This window comes from Candidatus Binatia bacterium (genome assembly GCA_026415395.1).
Lineage (GTDB): Bacteria > Desulfobacterota > Binatia > HRBIN30 > HRBIN30 > HRBIN30.
This window is the reverse complement of the sequence record JAOAHD010000018.1, coordinates 13,499-32,239: the sequence shown is the minus strand read 5'-3', so window position 1 is coordinate 32,239 and position 18,741 is coordinate 13,499. Positions and strand designations below refer to the sequence as shown.

The 18,741-nt window shown below is 59.7% G+C and carries 16 protein-coding genes; 6 read left to right on the top strand and 10 right to left on the bottom strand.

Annotation, left to right across the window (positions count from 1 at the left end; translation table 11 throughout):
* The first annotated feature begins 23 nt into the window (after positions 1-23).
* The 4 genes from N3C12_14430 to N3C12_14415 all read left to right on the top strand — a co-directional run bounded on the left by N3C12_14430 (position 24) and on the right by N3C12_14415 (position 6,341).
* Complete coding sequence (locus tag N3C12_14430; protein MCX8073623.1) at positions 24-1,229, top strand: NAD(P)/FAD-dependent oxidoreductase; 1,206 nt, start codon at positions 24-26, stop codon at positions 1,227-1,229.
* A 31-nt stretch (positions 1,230-1,260) separates the two neighbouring features.
* Entirely contained in the window at positions 1,261-2,247 is a 987-nt protein-coding gene (locus N3C12_14425) for an LLM class flavin-dependent oxidoreductase (GenBank protein ID MCX8073622.1), read from the top strand.
* 219 nt (positions 2,248-2,466) lie between these two features.
* Positions 2,467-3,267, top strand: a complete 801-nt coding sequence (locus tag N3C12_14420) for a helical backbone metal receptor (GenBank protein MCX8073621.1) — start codon at positions 2,467-2,469, stop codon at positions 3,265-3,267.
* Between the two features lie 350 nt (positions 3,268-3,617).
* Positions 3,618-6,341: a hypothetical protein gene (locus N3C12_14415; protein ID MCX8073620.1), complete on the top strand. Its 2,724-nt coding sequence runs from the start codon at positions 3,618-3,620 to the stop codon at positions 6,339-6,341.
* A gap of 15 nt (positions 6,342-6,356) precedes the next feature.
* Here N3C12_14415 and N3C12_14410 read toward each other — a convergent pair whose 3' ends face one another.
* Genes N3C12_14410 through N3C12_14400 form a run of 3 tightly spaced genes read right to left on the bottom strand, consistent with a single transcriptional unit; the run spans position 6,357 to position 9,001 of the window.
* Positions 6,357-7,484 (bottom strand): MaoC family dehydratase N-terminal domain-containing protein, encoded by a 1,128-nt coding sequence (locus tag N3C12_14410; GenBank protein MCX8073619.1) that lies wholly within the window; start codon positions 7,482-7,484, stop codon positions 6,357-6,359.
* Positions 7,485-7,520: 36 nt separating this feature from the next.
* A complete protein-coding gene (locus N3C12_14405; GenBank protein ID MCX8073618.1) occupies positions 7,521-8,186 on the bottom strand; it encodes a TetR/AcrR family transcriptional regulator in 666 nt (221 codons plus the stop codon).
* 32 nt (positions 8,187-8,218) lie between these two features.
* A complete protein-coding gene (locus N3C12_14400; GenBank protein ID MCX8073617.1) occupies positions 8,219-9,001 on the bottom strand; it encodes an enoyl-CoA hydratase/isomerase family protein in 783 nt (260 codons plus the stop codon).
* A 277-nt stretch (positions 9,002-9,278) separates the two neighbouring features.
* Here N3C12_14400 and N3C12_14395 point away from each other — a divergent pair, with 277 nt between their 5' ends.
* A complete protein-coding gene (locus N3C12_14395; protein MCX8073616.1) occupies positions 9,279-10,400 on the top strand; it encodes an amidohydrolase in 1,122 nt (373 codons plus the stop codon).
* On the opposite strand, the gene N3C12_14390 is transcribed toward N3C12_14395, so the two are convergent.
* Positions 10,385-11,413, bottom strand: a complete 1,029-nt coding sequence (locus tag N3C12_14390) for an RDD family protein (protein MCX8073615.1) — start codon at positions 11,411-11,413, stop codon at positions 10,385-10,387. The two genes, N3C12_14395 and N3C12_14390, sit on opposite strands and share 16 nt — an antisense overlap.
* Before the next feature lie 130 nt (positions 11,414-11,543).
* On the opposite strand from N3C12_14390, the gene N3C12_14385 reads away from it, so the two are divergent.
* Positions 11,544-12,338 carry an alpha/beta hydrolase gene (locus N3C12_14385; protein ID MCX8073614.1) on the top strand — a complete coding sequence of 265 codons (795 nt, stop codon included), beginning with the start codon at positions 11,544-11,546 and terminating at the stop codon, positions 12,336-12,338.
* A 47-nt stretch (positions 12,339-12,385) separates the two neighbouring features.
* On the opposite strand, the gene N3C12_14380 is transcribed toward N3C12_14385, so the two are convergent.
* The 6 genes from N3C12_14380 to galK form a co-directional block, all read right to left on the bottom strand.
* On the bottom strand, positions 12,386-13,708 hold the full coding sequence (locus N3C12_14380; GenBank protein MCX8073613.1) for a hypothetical protein: 1,323 nt from the start codon (positions 13,706-13,708) through the stop codon (positions 12,386-12,388).
* 13 nt (positions 13,709-13,721) lie between these two features.
* The gene (locus tag N3C12_14375; GenBank protein MCX8073612.1) at positions 13,722-15,017 is read right to left on the bottom strand and encodes a hypothetical protein; all 1,296 of its coding nucleotides are present in this window, start codon (positions 15,015-15,017) and stop codon (positions 13,722-13,724) included.
* A 68-nt stretch (positions 15,018-15,085) separates the two neighbouring features.
* Positions 15,086-15,484 (bottom strand): DUF6285 domain-containing protein, encoded by a 399-nt coding sequence (locus N3C12_14370; GenBank protein ID MCX8073611.1) that lies wholly within the window; start codon positions 15,482-15,484, stop codon positions 15,086-15,088.
* Between the two features lie 39 nt (positions 15,485-15,523).
* Positions 15,524-16,252 (bottom strand): hypothetical protein, encoded by a 729-nt coding sequence (locus tag N3C12_14365; GenBank protein MCX8073610.1) that lies wholly within the window; start codon positions 16,250-16,252, stop codon positions 15,524-15,526.
* On the bottom strand, positions 16,249-17,277 hold the full coding sequence (locus N3C12_14360; GenBank protein ID MCX8073609.1) for a phosphotransferase family protein: 1,029 nt from the start codon (positions 17,275-17,277) through the stop codon (positions 16,249-16,251). Before N3C12_14360 ends, N3C12_14365 begins: the two co-directional genes overlap by 4 nt.
* Before the next feature lie 73 nt (positions 17,278-17,350).
* A complete protein-coding gene (galK, locus tag N3C12_14355; GenBank protein ID MCX8073608.1) occupies positions 17,351-18,739 on the bottom strand; it encodes a galactokinase in 1,389 nt (462 codons plus the stop codon).
* Positions 18,740-18,741 lie beyond the last annotated feature (2 nt).

Here is an 18,741-nt window from a genome sequence, read left to right as displayed (position 1 = left end):
CTGACTGAATTCGGAGCGGTCAGGTGGAGCGGCACTCGATCGTGATTGTTGGTGCTGGCCCGGCGGGAACGGCGACCGCTTTATTCCTCGTGCATCGTGCTCCCGAGCTGGCGTCGGAAATTTTGTTGCTGGACAAGGCAGTCCACCCGAGATTCAAGGTCTGTGCTGGTGGTTTGATCCCGCATACGGTAGCCTGCCTCGAGGAGCTGAAGGTGCCCCTGGACCCCGACGCTGTTCAGGTGGACAAAGCCGTGGCGCGGACCACCTTCGGTATCGTAGAGTACGAGCAAGAACGGGCCTGCACCGTGGTGCGGCGAGACCGTTTCGACGCAACGCTGGTTGCCGCATGCGAGAGCCGCGGTGTAAGGGTTCGCCAAGGAGAGCGCGTCGTCGAGGTGGAGCGCGACGGATATCTCGTGCGTGTGACGAGCGAGCGCAACACCTACGTCGCAGACATCGTTGTCGGGGCAGATGGCGCGGGAAGCATCGTACGGCGGCGCATTTTCGGCCAGTTCGAGGCACGATTTGGGCGTGCGATCATGACGGATGTCGCCGTTCCGCAGCCCATCCTGTCGGGTCGCGTTCATGAACTCACCGCGACATGCCAATTAGATTTTCGGCCCGTGGCTGGAGGACTCCGTGGCTACGCATGGATTTTTCCCTGCTCAATCTCAGGGGCTTTGCACTGGAATGTTGGCGTGTACGCGAGTCGCGCTGCAGGTCAAGGAAGCCGGATGAAAAGGCTGCTGCAGCAGCTGTTAGACGAACTGCAGGTTACGGCTGGCCGCGTGTACGCCCATCCGATCCCCTTGTTTCACCATAAGGCGCGACTTGCCAGCGGGCAGGTGTTGCTGGTGGGGGATGCAGTGGGTGTGGATCCGCTCTTGGGGGAGGGTATTTCCTATGCCTTCGAGTTCGGCCGGCATGCCGCGGAGAGCATACTGGCCGCGTACAAGCGGGGCGATGCTGTTGTCGAGGACTACGAGCGGCGGATCCAGCGTGGTTGGCTCGGGCGCAAATTGCGACGATTGCACTGGCTGGAACAGCGATTCTACGGCTGGGATTGGAGGTTGTGGTTTTGGCTGGCTGCGCGCAGCGAACGGGCACGTGCCTTGGGCCTACACTGGTACAACGGGGTTGAGGGGCTGGATCAGCTGAGCGTCATCCAGGCCGGTCTCCGATGGTGGCGGAAACGGCAATTCTGTGTAACGAAGCGGGTTGGCGCTTGAAGAGATCTGTGCCGCGAAAGGATGCGAGACCATGGCTCATGCACTGAAGCTTGGGGTTGTTCTTCCATTACAAGAGTTCGCTCGCGCAAAGACGGTAGCGCAGCAGGCGGAGGATTCCGGATTCTACGCCGTTGCTGCGGAAGACCATTTCTTCATCACGGGCCTGATGGGGCACGACCGGTTCACGCCACGACTGGAGTGCTTTACCTTGCTGAGCGCCTTAAGCACCCTCACGCGTCGTGTTGTCCTCACGCAACTGGTTGCCGCCAATTCTTTTCGGCATCCCGCCCTGACAGCCAAAATCATTTCCTCGTTGCATCAAATCACAGGAGGGCGCGTGGAGTTGGGGATCGGCGCAGGGTGGTTTCGGGATGAGTATGAAGCGCTTGGCTTCCCTTATCTCCCCGCCGCCGAGCGGGTGGCACAATTGGCGGAGGCCGTCACGGTAATCAAACGCCTGTGGCGAGAGGATGAGGTCTCTTTCGACGGGCGTTACTATCAACTACGCAATGCGCCTCACAGTCCCAAACCACAACCGACGCCGCGCATCATGCTGGGTGGAGGGGGAAGGCCGTTGTTGCGCCTGGCGGCGCGCGAGGCCGACATCGTGAATATCATCCCACCGTATGCCGGTGCGCTGGGACGCTTGGCGATGGAGAAGACAGTATCGTTCGATTTGAACGAGTTTGCTTCCCGCGTGAGCTACCTGCGGATGGCATGCAAAGAAGCGGGGCGTAACCCGGAGGAGATCGAGTTGTCGGCGATGGTGTACGTGGTTTTAGGCGATTCACCGTCGCAGGCCGAAATGTTAGCGCAGGCCATGGCACAAACATTGGGTGTGGATGATCTCCAGGCCATCTATCGATCGCCGAATACCCTTGTGGGAACCGCAGAGCAAATTGCGGAAGAAATCCGACGTCGCCGGGACGAGTTAGGCGTGAGTTACTTATTCTGCAACTTTGCTGTCCCCGAGATGTTCGACCGTTTCTGTCGCGACGTAGTCCCGCGCCTTCTGTGAGCGCCTCGAGCGCCCGGAGCTTCGGTGTGAGGACGATTCCCGTCAGGCACTTTTGGCTCGCAGGAATCGGGTAACCGATTGCTCCTACGCCCACGACATTGGGTCATAGCCATCGTGAGAACGTCCCCTACAGAAGTCTTTGGCCGCGTTTAGTCGGCATGTGGCCCCCCGTGGCTCGCCAGTAAAGCTGCAGGATACCACGATGAAGCAGGGAACGAGATGAGAATCCGCGATGCGTTGGGCTGTGAGATCGAAGTCGAGCCTCCGGCACGGCGGATCGTGAGTTTAGTGCCGAGCCTGACAGAACTAGTGTGCTTTCTCGGACTGGGCCACACGCTGGCTGGGGTCACTCGCTATTGCGTGGAGCCGCCGGCGGTCGTCGACAGGCTACCGAAAGTTGGCGGGACTAAGAACCCTGACCTACAAGCGATTCTTCGCCTTCACCCTGATTTGATCCTTGCGAATGCGGAGGAAAACCGGCGTGAGGACGTCGAATCCCTGCGTCGAGCGGGCCTCCGAGTATTCGTAACCTACCCGCGTTCGCTCCGAGATGTTGCGCAAATGGTGCAGGAAGTTGGCGCTTTGATCTCGTCGCAAGCGCGCGTACAAAACTTGGTCGCTCAAATCCTTGCACCGCACCCAGGCTTTGAACCACAAGAGCGGCCGGTGCGTGTGTTTTGTCCTATTTGGAAGAACCCGTGGATGAGTTTTAACTGCGACACGTACGCGCACGCACTACTGTCGTGCTGCGGGGCGCTGAACGCAGCCCATGCAGAGAAGGAACGGTACCCCGTCGTTGATCTCCGTACAATAGCGGAGTTCGATCCCGAGATCATTTTGCTCCCGGATGAGCCTTATCGCTTCAGTCGTAAAGACGTCCCAGAGCTCGCACCTCTGGCGCAAACCTCAGCCGCACGCTCGAATCGCATCTATTTTGTCAGTGGCAAGGCACTTACCTGGTTCGGGCCGCGAACGGCGGGTGCGCGGCGATATTTCGCCCAGTTCCTCTCTGTGATCTGAGCTAGGGCTTAAGGGCTCAGCGAAACTCCTTCGCGGGCTTTGAGCCACCGCAATTTCTGCCACGTCGCCGAGAGGGAGCCTAGGGTTAGCTTTAACGACCGCGCTGTTTGTTTCCCAATTGGGAGACGTTGGTCACTTTTGGGGCACCTTTTGACCATCCGCGCAACTGCAACCAAAGCGCAAGCGCAGAAGCTTAAACAACATGTCTTGACAACTCTGTGTTGTGCACACAATGATGTATTATGTTGATTGTGCTGTTGATTGCAGCTGTTCTGTTGAGTCCCGCGACGTCCCTGCCGCAAACGGTCTGCACGGCTGGTGAGATACTTGCCCGCGAGGGAGGCTGTTCGATGCAGGGAGTCTGCTCCGTGCGCGGCACGCACACGGTTGCGGACGGGTGTGTATTGGACTTCGGCGGGCGTACGCTGGTGTTGGAGGCTACGGCGCGCCTGGTGGTTGGGCCTCGACGAGCCAAAATCCTGGCTGCGAACTTGACGATGCGAAGCGGATCGCTGATCGATGTGCGAGGGCAAGGCGAGCGGCCACCGACGAATCGGGGCGGGACGGCTCATATAGAGGCAAGCGGTACGGTGGTCCTCGAAGGGGGAACGACGCGCGCTCGGATTGATGCCACGGGGAATGGCGCTGGAGGGCGAATCCAGATTGCTGCGGGTGGTGCAGTCGAGATTCATGGCCGCTTACTGGCAAGCCACGGTACGTCCGTTGCGGACGGAGGGAACATCGTGATTGAAGCTGCGAACAGAATTTACATCGCGCCCTCAGCCGAGATCACCGCAACGGGGGGCGCCGAAAGCCTAAACGGGGGAGGCAGTGTTACCCTACAGGCTCGGGGCGACATTGAAATTGGGGCCGACGTGAACGTGTCCGGAGCGAACGGCGGGCAGGTTGATGCGGGAGCGGGCGGAGGGATGGTTGTCTCGTGGATTCGGGCAAATGGCACGGGCGTGGGAGGATCTGGAGGTTCGATCAAGTTAGTGGCGTATAGTGGCCTGCAAATTCAAGGCGGGATTCGCGCCCTGGGGAGCGGGGCCACTTACGCTTTCGGCGGCGACGGAGGAGTCGTCGATCTGGACGTCAGCTACGGCGATCTCGTTGTAAATGGCTCAATATTGGCTGAGGGGGCCGAGCCAGATGGAGAGGGAGGCGTAGTTACGGCGGAGGCCGCTGGCTCCATCGTGGTAGGTGGAATTATCTCGGTCCGGGCGAACGGGTCGCAAGGAGGCGGAGGCAATCTGCTTTTGTCTGCTGGCAGAGCCGTGCAAACCACAGCGGCCATCGATGCAAGTGGCGGCCTTGAGGGTGGCGAATTAGCAGTCGTGGCAGCCGAGGCCTTGCAGTTGGCTGGATCAGCCGACGCGCGCGGCCGATCCGCTGGTTCACGGGGAGGCGAGGTCAAGTTGCTTGCTGGAGAAGAATCCTGGCGTTTGGTGCCTTCCGGTGAGGTCGTTGTATCCAGCACAGTAGATGCCTCTGCGGGAGGTTGCGAGGATGGTGTTTGCGGCATCGCAGGTTCGGTGGTGTTGCAGGGCTGCGCCGTCCAGGTGTCTAGTAGTGGCCGCATCCTCTCGCGCGGTGGGGGCGCAGGTGGATCCCTGGTGGTGACGGCAAGTCGCAGCATCCGAATAGATGGCACGCTGAATGCGCAGCGCTCGGTTGCTGCCGGTCAGGACGGCACGATATTGATTTCTCATAGTTTCAGTTCGCTTCCGATGATTCGCGACGGCGGCGCCCTTCCTCAGCCGTTTCTAACTCCGAACCCTTTTTGTACCCCATCGGAAGAGGTGGACTGCCTCATTCCGTGCCCTCGCTGCGGCGACGGCGTGCAAGATTTCCCGGAGGAGTGCGACGACGGCAATGCTACTGGTTGCGATGGCTGCTCCGCTCGGTGCCGGTTCGAGTCTTGTGATCCTTTAGTGCACTGTCTGGCTTGTGTGCCTTCCTTGGGCTGCCGGCCGTTGCCTCCAGAGCCCTGCCCGCCACCAGTCGTGCCGACTCCGACATCCACCCCAACGCAGGAACCTACGAGAACGGCTACCCCCGTGCCGAGTCCGACAGCGACTTTGGCAAACCCGAGCGCAACGAGATCCCACACCTCGACACGTACGAAAACGCCGACCGGTACGATCACGCCTACGACGAGCCACACTGCGACGCCAACGGAAACTCACACTGCCAAGGTCACACCGACCAGCACGGCCACCCCGGTCACGCGCCTTGATGTCATGGTCGAGCCACTGTGGCCTAAGAACGTGCAGCTTTCGGCGCCAACGCCTGCCGTGATCGAAGTGAGGGTGGGCATTCGCAACCTGTCAACGATGTCTGGGGCCGATGCACCAGTTCGCGTAGCGGCCGTGCCGATGGACTGCGCGCCAGGGGCGGTCGACTTGCACCTGACTTTCCCTGCGGCCCTCCCGGTCACGCCGGACATCGTACTTGTTCGCGGCAGCCGACGTGCGACGGGAGCGCTGCGTCTGTTCGTCAATCCCCAGGCTATCCATGCACCGAACAGAGGATCTCCATATCGCTGCCGCTTGTTGGTTCGAGCTGGAGTTGCACTCGAAGGCAACGAGGATCCGACTCCCTGGAATAATGTGGCGCTGTTGGAAGTGAACCTGGTTCAGTCGGACCAGCCATACGTAGAACGGAAGCATCAAACAGTCGTGCTCTCCGCGCGCCCTACTCGGATCCGCTTTCGTCGCGGACAAAAGACAATCGCTAGATCCTTGCGCGTTGGCGTGGCCAATGCGGACCGTTTGGACGTGGCGGGTCACGCGGTCACACTGGTTGGTCGCGACGGAGACTGTCCTCCAGGCACGGTCGGAACTCCGGAGTTCCATCGCCCCGGTGCTCTGCCTGTTGATAAAGTTGTGGTACCGAACGGCAGGAGGCGGTTTGCGAAGGTCCCGATCAGGTTGAACAAGGAAGTAGTCGAGTTGATGCAGGGGGCGAGTCCTTACCGCTGTACACTGCAGTTTGAAGCGATCGGCCCATCAGGCGACGAAAACCCCTCCGACAACACCACCGGAGCGCTGCTCGAGATTTACGCCGATTAAACGCTTGGGGGTTTGTCAGGAAGATCGCTTCGGCAGTTCTGCCTCTGCATCCGCGGTAGCGGTCACCTCGTTGCGATGGTTCACGCACTCGAGTGCAAAACGCACGTACCCTTTGCCGTTCTTCTCGTACTTGTCGGTTACCTTGCCTCTGACCCAGGTAACGTCTCCCATGAAATTGAACCGGTGGTAGCGCGCGTCGATCTTGGTGATGAAGGCGTTGTCGCCGATCCAATTCGTGACCCCTTGAATCAACCACGAGCATCGCTCGGGGCCAAGATCATAGGCGCCCGGGAGCCCGAGCAAGCGTTGGGTAAAGGCATTGTCCCAGTGCACGCGCTGCGGAGGCTCTGGGACACCTTGCTCGTTGGGAATCATGAGCGCAGGATGTTTCTCATAAAGCTGGGCGGCAACTTTGTTGCCGACCAGGTAGATGCCGAAATAAGCCTCGAAGGCAATTTCCGCGGTGGGCGTGAGTGGACCTTTGATCAGCGTATGCGTTGGCTCTCCAATTTGTACATCCTCCCAGTATCGTTCCGCAGTACGCTGTTCGTTGCGGTATTCTTCCAGGAAGCGGTCAATATCTTCCTTGGTCCACTTGGCTAACTGAATCGAACCGTACTTCTTCCTCTCGGCGGTTTTATCTCGCTCTACGCGAATCCACGTATCTTGCCGCAGACCAATGTAGTTTCCATGTTGGTCGTAGTACTTTGCTTCGTAGGTTTGGTAGACCGCTCGGCCACCGCCAAAGGTACTTTCCTTCTCTCGGACATCCTTAAGGTACGCGTCTGCCCGGATGCGATCGCCGAGCATCGGTGGGCGCTCCCACTCGTAGTACGAGCCGGTCCAGATGGAATGGACACCCGGAAGGCCCTCCGGCAACCCGCTGTGTCCAACAGCCCGGAGTGTGTCCATAGTTTGAACGATGATCGGCGGCGCCAACAACGTACCCCAGCGGGTCTTTTTTGCGTATTCTTCGTCGAGGTAGAGCGGGCTTAGATCGCCGATTGCGAGTGCGAGGTGGTAAATGGCATCGCGGGTAATTTCCGTGCGCCAGGGCCGCCGGCCCGTAAACCCTTTTCCAATGCGCGCACGAATCTTCGCTAATCCCTCGTCGGTAATGCGTCCGTAGGTGCTTTCGCTCATCACTTCCTCCCCATCAGATGGTGGTCCGCTGCGCCCCTATTTGGAATTCTGAGGCTTGGAAGGTTGTGGCCCGAGCAGCCGGTAGACCGCCTTTTCCAAAACGCGGCGCTGGAGCTCGATTTGGCGTGCCGCCAGCGGTTGGAGGCGCGGTGCGAGAAACTTCACAGCGTTCAAATTCGTGAAGTACGAAAACACCATCCCAAAGAGCGCCATCGCCAGATGCGGAAGCTCTTCACGCTCCCAACCGGCTGTTTCCGCCGCTGCGCCTAGGACGCGGACTCCTTCTTGGTACATTGGGCCGAGCCATTTACCCATGAGGGCCGCCCCACCGCTGTTTTCGTCCAGCAGCGCACGTTGAAGGAGCTGCGCCAAGTGTGGGTGTTCCGCGAGGTGACGCAATAACTGATCCAAAGTTTCCTCGGGTCTGAGCCTACCTCCGCTCCAAGCGCCACGAATCAAATCGAGAATCGGTCGGAGGCCGCGTTCCAACACGGCGTCGTACAGAGCCTGCTTGCTCGGGAAATGGTTGTACAGGCTCGGTGCCGTGAGCCCCAGTTCGCGCGCGAGATCACGTACGGCAACGCCGTCGACCCCGCGTGTCGCGAACAAGCGCTCGGCGGCGTCGAGAATCAACTCCCGCGTGGGTGGGGTGGCGGTAGCCTGCAATTTGGCCCGCTGCGTCGTCCTGGCAGTTTTCGGCACGATACCTCCCGTATAAAACTAACGTTCGTTCGTCAACTGCCGTGGGCCCAAGAAGGCATGCGTTTCTCGCGAAACGCGGCAAAGCCTTCTTTCACCTCGTCCGAGGCGAGTGACTCGGCGAACATCGCGTAGTCAATCGGAGGGAGGTGGCGGTTCATGTCCCGCTTGACCAAGGTGCGGGCGCGTGGAGCCGTTTGGCGAATTTCGGCCAACAACTGTTCCACCGCGACCGGAAGTTGCGAAGAGGGTACTACCCGGCCGACTAGCCCGATGGCGCCAGCTTCAGCCGCAGAGATTTCCCGAGCCGTGAACAACAGGTCCTTGGCGCGTGCAACCCCGACGCGGGTAGCGAGCCTGGCGGCGAGGAAACAGTCAGCAACGCCGCGAAGAAGCTCCGGGGCGCGAAACCGCGCTCGGTCAGAGGCAATGCTGAGATCGCTAAACAGTACGAGGTTCAAGCCGCCGCCATGACAAAGGCCGTTGACTGCGGTAACGACGACTTTGGGACAACGCTCGAACTCCGCAAATGGCAGCAGGTCAAACCGCTCCGTCTCGCGATCGATTTGTTGGCTTCCCTCGTGCTGGCCAGCCATTTCGCCGCCCACGCAGAAAAAATCACCGGTGCCCGTGATCAAAAGCGCAGTAACCGCTGCCGTCCTCTCTGCAAGCACCGCGGCCTTCTTCAACCCATGGTACATTTCGATGGTTAACGCGTTGCGGCGTTCGGGACGGTCTATGGTGACACGAAGCACACCTCCCACGACTGCAGCACGGAGGTGTTGGCTACCAAGATCCACTGCCATCTCGTCGGTCATCTGTGTCCTCCATCTCAAGGATGTCCTTTGGCGTATTGCCTACCCCGCTCCCTACTCGGTGGCAACGAGCGTCGAGCAGTGAGCACAACACCCAGTGCGGTGGGATGGGGTCAAACGACTGGAAGGGGAGTGCATCGAGGAGCAGGGGGGCTGTTTCAGAGCGAGCGGCCCACACGAAACCCACAACGAGAGCTATTGCCACGCTGAAGAGTTCACGATATGAACGATCGTTAGTTTGTGAGGTCGTCGGCACGGTAGCCCATAGGAGGAGGCAAAGATGGCACGGGAATATCGGTTGATATCGGCAGACTCGCACATTCTCGAGCCCCCACACATTTGGAAGGAGTACATGCCGAAGAAATTCCACGACAAGGCACCCAAAGTTGTCCCCGACGGCGATGGGGGTGAAGCGTGGCAGTTTGCACCGGATATTCCGCCGGCCCCGATCGGCATCTATGCGTCTGCCGGGCGTAAGCACGAGGACATCCGCTGGACAGGAGTGAAATTTTCTGAGGCCAATCAAGGGAACTTTCACGCCATTCCGCGAATGCAGGAGCAAGACATCGATGGCATCGATGCGGAGGTGCTCTACGGCTCTGCGCGAATGATGAGCCACTTTTTTTCCGATCCAGATCCGGAATTTCAAATGGCTGGGGTGCAGGCCTACAACAACTGGCTCGCGGAAGAGTTCGTCAAAGTCGCGCCGGACCGTTTTATCGGCCTGGCATGCATGCCAGCGCTCAGCGTGGAACACTGCATTCGCGAGATGGAGCGGTGCCTTAAGCTCGGGATGAAGGGGGTGTGGTTAAACACCATGCCGAGTGTCGGCCCAACGATTCGCCCGGAAGACGACCCATTTTGGGACGCCTGTCAGGCTCTTGGGGTGCCCGTGCACTTTCACGTGCGGGTCATGCGTCAGGTGCAGCGCCCAAAGCCAAAGGGCGTGCGGGGCGATGACCTGACCGGGCTAGCTACCGTGGGAGCGGCAAGCATGATTGTGGACATGCCGGAGATTATCAGCTCTGGTGTTCACGATCGCTTTCCGAATTTGATTTGGGTGGCGGTCGAAACAGGGGCGGGTTGGGTTCCGTACATCCTCGAGCAGATGGATGATCGCTGGTGGAGGAATCGATCCTGGCTGCCGGTCAAACTCCAACACCCACCGTCGTTCTATTTCCGGCGGAACTGGCGGATCGCCTTCATGATTGACCACTACGCTGTGCGAAATCGCTACGACATTGGCGTGGAGAATATGATGTGGTCAACCGATTACCCGCATCACGGCTGTGACTGGCCGGAGACGCGCCGGGTTGTCGAGGAAATGTTCCGCGGCGTTCCCGAGCACGAGCGGCGTCAGATGTGTGCCCTGAATGCAGCGAAGCTTTACGGCCTAGTGTGACTCCACCTCTTGGCCTGCACGTCGCCGGGTGGAGGAGATAAAAGCTCCCGCCACTCGGCGGGTGTCCGCACGAACGATTGTTGCCAGCGCCGGGTGGCAAACATGAGGTCAAATTCGTAACCCACCGTGATGCGCACAGCGTCGAACCGCGAGGGAATATCTGTCGCCAGCAATGCTTTTGCGACCTGGAGGGACTGCTCAAGAAAGTTGCTGAACCGATGGTTGAACACTACGCGGGCCTCGATCCAACTGGCTTTCCGTTGGGCGTCGGAGAGGTCACGGAAATAGTAGGTACCGAGAAACACTTCAGCCCTTTGGACACCCTCAACCGTGGCCACTCTCGCCCGCAGCTCCACGATGTCATTCCATTGGAAGCCACCCCAGAACCACCATTGCGTAGCGCTGCCAAGGGCACAAAGGGTGAGCCAGACTGTCGCGGCAAATCTCCGCGCCCAAGAGGCACGGTAGTCGGTCACAAGCTCTGGCAACGTCCCCTGTGATCGGACTACAAACGTTCCCACTAAGCGGTCGTGGAATGCCTGGCCGCTAGAGCGTGACGGTAAGTAGCTCGCGATCAGGAGTGCCCCGTAGCCGAAACTGGTGAGCGCCAGCAGAACATGCGTCGCCGAAGCCACCGACGCATTTTCGGGGAAGACAAAGACGCCGCGCGTAAAAAAAGGTACAACCAACAACCCTGCACGGAGCACGCTCTTCTCTAGCGTCGGAGACTTGCCCATTTGATCGACGACGCGGAGCCCGAGGAGCCTTTTCCCAAAGGTGGCACCCTTGGCCAACTTACTGTTTTGTCCGCCCAGGTAGGCAAGGAAGAAGAGCGCCCCGATGAAACGGCCACTTCGGCCGAGGGCGATGAATTCGGCCTCGTAAAAGGCCACCAGCAGCTCCGTAACTGCCCAAAGGAAGGCAAGATCAACGGCGGCAGCGCATAGTCGGCGCCAAGGCGAAGGGAACGGATGTGTCTCTGAAGTTGACGACACTCGGTCAGGCGCCGTCATTGTGCCGCATCCTGTCATGCAGTTCGTGGTAGTCGCACCAGGCAGGTTCGCGCAAGTTATCTGCAAGTCCCCCAAATGCAGAGGGCCTGGTGGATTGCCGAATCGGATGAGGATCGAGTAGAAATCTCTCATGCCATACTTCTCTCACCGACACGCTCATTTGTACTATGAAGTTCATGGGCCACCACTCGGTGAGGCCCGAGTACTTCTGTGGGCGCATGGTGCGGGAGGGAACCACCTGTCGTGGTGGCAACAAATCCCTTACTTCTCGCAACGCTACACGTGCATAACGTTCGACCACCGTGGTTTTGGTTTGTCCCAAGAGGTAGAAGGCAGCCCAGGTGGCGCGGCGTTTGTCAGCGACTTGCAAACGCTTTTGGATCACCTCGGGATTGAGCAAGCTGTGCTGATTGGGCAGTCGATGGGCGGGTGGACGGTCCTAGGGTTTACGGTCGCGCATCCGAGCAGGGTACAAGGTTTAGTGCTCGCAGACACCCACGGCGGTCTTACTTCCGAAGCGATTTCACATGCCTGGGCAACGGCTTTTCATCGCTTGCGCTCGAGTCCGTCTTCCTATCACCCGGCAGCCGGTGCACGAATGGCCGCAGAACAGCCGTCGAAGTACTTCTTGTACCTGCAGATCGCGGGGCTGAATTCGCTCCACTCCGTGGAAGAGCTCGGAGAGTTGCTCGCTGCCGCGGCCAGTCCCACTCCCGAAGAGGTCCGGCGGGTTTCCTGTCCAGTACTGTTGTTGTGGGGTGAAGAGGATGAGGTGATTCCGCTGGAGGTAGGGAAAGTTGCCGCCACTTATTTTCCTAAGAGTACGCTCGTAACGGTTGGTGAGGCCGGCCACTCCGTTTACTTCGAGAGGCCCGAGAAGTTCAATGAGGCAGTGGACGCCTTCATAAACGGCTTGGGGGATTGACTTCGATCCCTTGTTCCCGAGTCCGCAGAGGCGCCGCTCTCTTCTTCTCACGCGCTGCCCAACGCATCTGCGTCCACATCGTGCACGCGTGCGGCCTTGTAGGGAAAACGCGGCACCGCGCCACGCGATACAAAATGCCAGGCGGTCTGAACGCCGAGGCGATCGAGGAAGCGCTGCCGCAGCCGAGCCGCCAATAGGGGCACGTCGGTATTGGCGGCGTGCTCGATTTGAATGTGAAGGGTGGTTGACGGGCGATTTGGACGAAGGATGAGGTACTCCGCTGACGGCGACGAGATCTCCGGGAATTCGTACAAGATCAAAGCAACATCGATCGGCAGCACCTCTCGATCGCCGACTCTCACAATGTCCCGCGCGCGTCCCTCGTAGAACAGCCGCCGATGCGTCTCACCGCACGGGCAAGGGAGCTCGTTCCAGCGCACAACATCTTCAAGGTCGTAGCGGAACAGAAAATTGTCTTTTTCAAGAACGGTTACCACCAGGTGCCCGCGTTCGCCGTGACCGCAAAGTCGACCGGACTTCGGATCGACAACTTCAACGACCGCCAGGTCTTCTGCAACATGCGCCCCATCGCGCTCCGCGCACGCGCTCCCTAACAGCGGCAACGCCTCCAGCCCGCTGCTCACCATCAGATACTGCTCTTCCGGCCGGTCCCCAACTACCCGGAGGTTCAGGTCCCGCTCAGGATCCAGGCCATGTTCCTGAGCGACCTCGGCAAAGCGGGTCGCGACATTCCCGAACAGCCGATAACCGTCTGGACGTAAGCGTCGCCAGACCTCCAACACATCAAGAATTTCCGCCGCTGTTCCGGGTGGGCCCGAGGGTACGTTGAGAACTCCGAGACCTTCGATCCCGTGGCTGAAGTGCCACCCACCGGCGTTGGTCCCAAACGGGTGGGCGTTCGCCAAACACATTCCCGGCCTCAGCCCCCAACGCCAACGCGCACGGAAGGAAGCACGGTAATCGACGGCAAGATCCTTACGAGTCCATAAGATGATTGTCGGGCGGCCACTGGTGCCGGTCGAAGCCCCCAGGCGCACCGCTTCTGCCAGCGAGGCCCCACGGTAATCTCCAAAGGGAGGGTTCTCCGCTTCGCTTTGTCGAAGCTCCGCTTTGGTGGTTGTCGGAAGTAGCCGCAGATCCTCGAGGGAACGCAAATCGTCGGGGGTCGCTCCGGCACTTTGCAGCTTACGCCGGAAAAATGGGATCGGCGTTTCCCAGATCCGTTGCCATTGACGAAGCAAGCGAGACCACTGGAGATCCCGGAGGCGCTCCCTGGGCAAAGTCTGCACCTCGGGTTCATAAAATTGCTGGCTTGGGAGATCGCGTGCCGTGTTTGGAGGATTGGCCATTGGAAGGGCCTTTTCAAGCTTTCGAGCGAGGATCTGTCGCAGAAGCGTGCTTTTCGCGGAGGTCGCGAATCGTCGCGGTGTAGGGGGGCCGGCTTGCCTCTTCAGGAACCTCGTGTTCAGGAACAATTTCCACGCGCATTTGCAAAAGGACTGCAGCTTTCACAGCATCGGCCACTTTCTGTTCGAATTCAACGGAGAACTGCGAGGGCCGTTCCACACCGAGCCGCAGACGAGCTCGCTCATACCGTTCTCCGGGCAGGTGATCGATCACGATTTCAAACCGGCGGACCTCAGGGAACTGCCGCAACACCGCGTGCACCTGCTGAGGGTGCACAAGGACACCCTTGATCTTGCGAATAGCGCCAACTTGCCCGACGAAGCGAACACGCGGAGACGCGCTTCCGCACGGGCATGCGCCATTCACCAACAAAAACGCATCCCCGGGCGCATAACGGACTAACGGTAACGCACGCGGCCCGAGCTGGGTGGCGACAAGTTCCCCGACTTCTCCGGGACCTACAGGTTCGCCCGTGACTGGATGCAAGAACTCGCAAAACAAGTCGCGAGCGTGGAGATGCATACCATCGTGGACGTGACACTCTCCCGCGAGGGGGCCGATCTGGGCTTCTCCACAATGATCAAAAAGTTCAATCCCGAGTGCGTCTTGCAGTTCCTGTCGTAACTCCGGCGTTAAGGTTTCGGCAGTGGAAAACCCAAGCCGATAGTACAAGTCGCGGCGAGGGTCCAAGTTCATGTTGCGCGCTGTATCCACCAAGTTCGCAAGGAAGCTCGGTGTTCCGGCGTAAACGGTTGCGCGCCAGGCACGTGCGAGCTCTACTTGGAGGCTACTCGAACCAGTGCCGCCGTTGATCACAAGGCAGCCCGCCGCCTCGAACGCCCGGTGCAGCCGCAAGCCTCCGGGCATGATGTGGTAGGAAAGAGTCACGTGGGCCACGTCCCTGGGGCGTACTCCCATTTCCGACAGGGCCACCCGCAGAGTCTCTGTGCCTTGGTTCTCTTCTGGTAAACGAGGCAAGAAGATCGGCCCCGGGGAGGTGTGCAGGCTGCCGAAGCGCTCGCGTGGCACCGTTACAAACTCCCCAAAGGGGGGATGCTCGCGCTGGTTCGCTACCAACTCGGATTTACGAAGAATGGGCACGATCTGGCGAAACGCGTTGTAATCGCGGATTTGCTCAATCTCGATGCCGGCCCGTCGCCACCGTTGCTGATAGTAAGGACTGTGGGTACCGACCCACTGGAGAGTTGCTCGCAAGCGATCGAAGACCGCCTCGCCTTGGGGCCAAAACATACCCACGCGTTAACAAATGTTCACCAACGGGGTCAAGCCGCGGAGAGGCGCCCGAGCCTTCCGATCGGCTACGGGTCCTCGACCAAGCGTGGATTGGCGACAAGCAGCTTTTCGCGCGTGGTCGCTTCCAAGTGTTGCCAGAGGTCCTTTTGTTCCAGAAGACTGTCAATGGGTGCGTTGCGAATCCACTCGCAGAGTTCCTCTGTCCACCTCCGCACTTGTTTCTTCACGTCTGCAGGTGACCCCGCTGGCTCGGACTCGCAAGATCGGCGGAGACGGGCTAGTCGCTGCCACTCGTGCTGAAGCTGTTCCGTTTCCAGCGCCAGCTCGCGCCGCACAATTGCCAGAACGTTGGCTGCAACACGAGCGTGAAACTGGTCGCGACCATGGAGCTGCGGAACAATTTCGCGCTCGAGAAACCTCTCTACGGCTCCCAGCAGTTCGTCAATGGTCGGTCGATCTTGCATGCTGGCACTTCCTTTCGACGCCGCTGCGTGGCTTTGTGCTCAACGTTGGAAAAGTGCGCGGCAATCGCCAATCCGGCGATTGCTCACGATGGCGCACGCGAGTTGACGACGCATCACCGGACTGCCGGCGGCCGCTCCCTCGGAGCGAACTTCGCCAATGCCCGGCACAAGCACGGTTGTGCTGGTTAACTGCGTGGGGCCATCCGGGCCCTCGTAGGAGCGCTCAACTTCAAGGCGAATCGCGCTTGCGTAAGTTCCTGCAAGCCACTGGCCAGCTGGCTCGGCCCGCGCTCGGGTTTTTTGCGTGACCAACAGGCGACCTGCTGCCTGATTGGTTCCTAAGGCGCGGAGATCTGCTCGGCTAGTTGCCAGTGTCTCGCCGGCGAACAGGGGCACCGACACATAGGGCAATGGCGGGTCGTACGACATTCGTAGCCCCCGCGTGAAGTCTTCTTCCACAGTTAGCCAGAGCGTGGAGCCGTCGTCACGAAGCAGAACCCGCCCCGTGGCCATACCATCTTCGCTCAGGCTCACTTCGTACTCGTTGCCTTCTGGCAGCTTCGTGACATGCTCTACCTGCAGAGCCGTAGGTCGAAAACCATCGGGGGTCGGCCGTTCGACGATGAAAACGAAGTGGTCCCGATCATTGTGCGGAACCAGCTCTGCGAGTGATCGCGCAAAAAGCGGCTCCTTGTTCGCGTGGCTACACCCACTGCCGATTGTCGCACAGAGAACGAATGCTGCGAGTGACGAAACCGCGAACCTCAAAAGCCTTCCCCTTTCAGCCCACGTAAAAGCTCGAGTTCCACTTCAGCGGTGCGCCGGCCAAGAGCAGCCAGCTCTACGCTGGGCACGCTTCCATCTAAGAAACTCCGCAGTTGTAAAATCGTGATGATCCCCCATTTGAGGTTACCCATGACTTCCCAATACCTAGCCTGGGCAGGGTCGATTTTCACACCTGCAGCCTCTTCATACGCGACATAAAACTCTTCTCGGCTCGCAAGGCCTGCAACGGGCAAGTGGTCGTTCCCAAACCGCCAGGAGCGTACGCAGAGCCAACCAATGTCCTCCAACGGGTCCCCGACATGGGCTAGTTCCCAATCCAAAACCGCCCGTAACCCTTCAGGTCCGAACATCATGTTGCCGATTCGGAAGTCGCCGTGAACGAGAGTACGGCGCTGCTCCCGGATGGCGTGGTGTCTTAACCAACGAAAGGCGAGTTCGAACACCGGGTGAGGGTCTGGACTTAGCGCGCGATAAAGCTGCTCAAAACGGTTCAGCTCGAAAAGGGACGCCGGTTCCTCTGTATCAGGGCGCGGGAGCCCACGGAGCTCGGGACGCTCGAAATTGATTGCATGGATTGCCGCCAGAGCCCGAGCCAGCTCGCGTGGCAGCACAGCACGTGCCTGCGCGTACATTTCATCCCGCAATAACCGACGTGGAATCGTCTCCCCGGCAACCCGCTCCATGATCAGAAACGGGGCCCCCAGGTAGCTGGCGTCATCCTCGCACCAGTAGACCCTAGGGACCGGTACACCCGCTTCCGCGGCGATGCGCAGCAATTCAAATTCCTGGCGGCGCTGATCAGGCAAGTGAGTGCCAGGCGGGTCGCGCCGCAGAATGAGAGAACGTCGCTCCGTGGTGTTTGCGGTGTGGAGCGCGATCTCGACTCCCCAAGTTTCCCGTGATGCTCCGCCGGGTAGGCGTTCCAATCGCAGGACCTCGACGAGGTCTGCACCGGTGCGATTCTCGAGATAGGCTGCCAAATGCTGGCTGAGGTCTTCTTTCGCCACGGTGGGCGCCGTTTAGCGTAAGCTAATGCGGTAGGGAACGTGAACCCCCAGGCCAACGGCTTGGGCGAGCTGCCTAAAGTCGGTCTTCGCACCAGACCACTTGCGCGCCGTCCGCGGGTTCAAACGCGAAGCGGTAACTAGCTGGCAAAGAGCCGGACGGGAGACGCTCAAGATAAAAATGCTGGTCGATCCAGCGAAAAAACTCTGGCACTTGCTTTTCGGGCACCAACTGCACTGTGCAGCCGCCAAAGCCCGCACCGGTTAATCGGGGCCCAATTGCCCCTGCTTGAGCGGACAACCCCACCAAAACCTCGAGTTCATCGCAGCTCACCTCATAGTCATCGCGGCAACTTGCATGAGAAGTACGCATCGCCTCGTCAAGAGCCGACACGTTATGCTTTATCAATGCTCGCTCCGCTGCGTCTACCCGATCGGCCTCACGCAGGACGTGGCGGGTGCGGCGCAAAATCGGCAGCGGTGTTTCGAGCGAGACGGGAGGCGGCTCGATTGGCGGCAGGAGCTTCGCTGGACTCACTCGAAGCATGCCTGCGAGCTGGATGACCGAGAGAGGCCTGTCCGGAATGTAGTCAGCCAGCATTGCCAACAGATCGCGACGGGAAGGAGCTCCAATGAGTCGCTCCACGTCCGCCAGCCGCTCGACCACGGCATCTGCATCGCCACGCAACAAAACCTTTAATGCACGTGCGGCGATGCCACACTCCCAGACGCGCAGGTTGTAGGCTCGGCGAACGGATGCGGCCTTTTCTGCCGTGACCAAAGAGTGGCACACGACGATGCGGTAATCAGGCAGGAAAGGTACCGAGCGCACACGCAAGGGGAAGAAATCGATCCGAAGAGCGCATCCAGACTGTCCCAGCAGGCAGCAGGCCTGGTCCATGCCACCACTCATGGTTCCGACAAAATGCTCTGCTGCCGCGAACTCCTCTGCCAGTGCAATCCTCGAACCCTCCGCGGCGCCACCACACGCCAGGAGTGCGAGGCCCACACCCACAACCAGAGCAGAGGAGGAGGAAAGGCCGGCGCCGCTCGGTACTGTGCTGTCAATCAATAAATCAGCGCCTTGCCGCAGTGACCGCGCCAGGGGTACGTTTGCTGCCGCTTTGACGTAATTGCCCCAGTCACCTTGGATACCAGGGCACAGGGGTTCAGCGAGAGAAAAAGCGCAGGGACCAAAGCCAGGAGCCATGGTGTGAGCGACAACCTGATCATCAGGCCGGCCGGCTGCGGCCACTGCGACTTCACGGTCAAGAGCAGCGGGCAGCACAGGGTAGCCGTTATAGTCCGTGTGTTCACCAATCAAGTTCACACGACCGGGCGCAAGCACGAAAACCTGCGGTGCGCGACCGAAGCGCCGTTGGAACTCCCGTGCAAGAGACCGGAGACGAACTTGCTTTTGATCAGCAACCTCCCTCCATGGCGTCACCGACAGAGTCGGGTTCATGC

Excerpts from the sequence above, each read along its gene's own strand:
- N3C12_14380 (MCX8073613.1), bottom strand. The coding sequence starts at position 13,708 with ATGGCCAATCCTCCAAACACGGCACGCGATCTCCCAAGCCAGCAATTT.
- N3C12_14370 (MCX8073611.1), bottom strand. The coding sequence starts at position 15,484 with ATGCAAGATCGACCGACCATTGACGAACTGCTGGGAGCCGTAGAGAGG.
- N3C12_14425 (MCX8073622.1), top strand. The coding sequence starts at position 1,261 with ATGGCTCATGCACTGAAGCTTGGGGTTGTTCTTCCATTACAAGAGTTC.
- N3C12_14420 (MCX8073621.1), top strand. The coding sequence starts at position 2,467 with ATGAGAATCCGCGATGCGTTGGGCTGTGAGATCGAAGTCGAGCCTCCG.
- N3C12_14400 (MCX8073617.1), bottom strand. The coding sequence starts at position 9,001 with ATGACCGACGAGATGGCAGTGGATCTTGGTAGCCAACACCTCCGTGCT.
- N3C12_14410 (MCX8073619.1), bottom strand. The coding sequence starts at position 7,484 with ATGAGCGAAAGCACCTACGGACGCATTACCGACGAGGGATTAGCGAAG.
- N3C12_14390 (MCX8073615.1), bottom strand. The coding sequence starts at position 11,413 with ATGACGGCGCCTGACCGAGTGTCGTCAACTTCAGAGACACATCCGTTC.
- N3C12_14375 (MCX8073612.1), bottom strand. The coding sequence starts at position 15,017 with ATGTTTTGGCCCCAAGGCGAGGCGGTCTTCGATCGCTTGCGAGCAACT.
- N3C12_14415 (MCX8073620.1), top strand. The coding sequence starts at position 3,618 with ATGCAGGGAGTCTGCTCCGTGCGCGGCACGCACACGGTTGCGGACGGG.
- N3C12_14385 (MCX8073614.1), top strand. The coding sequence starts at position 11,544 with ATGCCATACTTCTCTCACCGACACGCTCATTTGTACTATGAAGTTCAT.
- N3C12_14395 (MCX8073616.1), top strand. The coding sequence starts at position 9,279 with ATGGCACGGGAATATCGGTTGATATCGGCAGACTCGCACATTCTCGAG.
- galK (MCX8073608.1), bottom strand. The coding sequence starts at position 18,739 with ATGAACCCGACTCTGTCGGTGACGCCATGGAGGGAGGTTGCTGATCAA.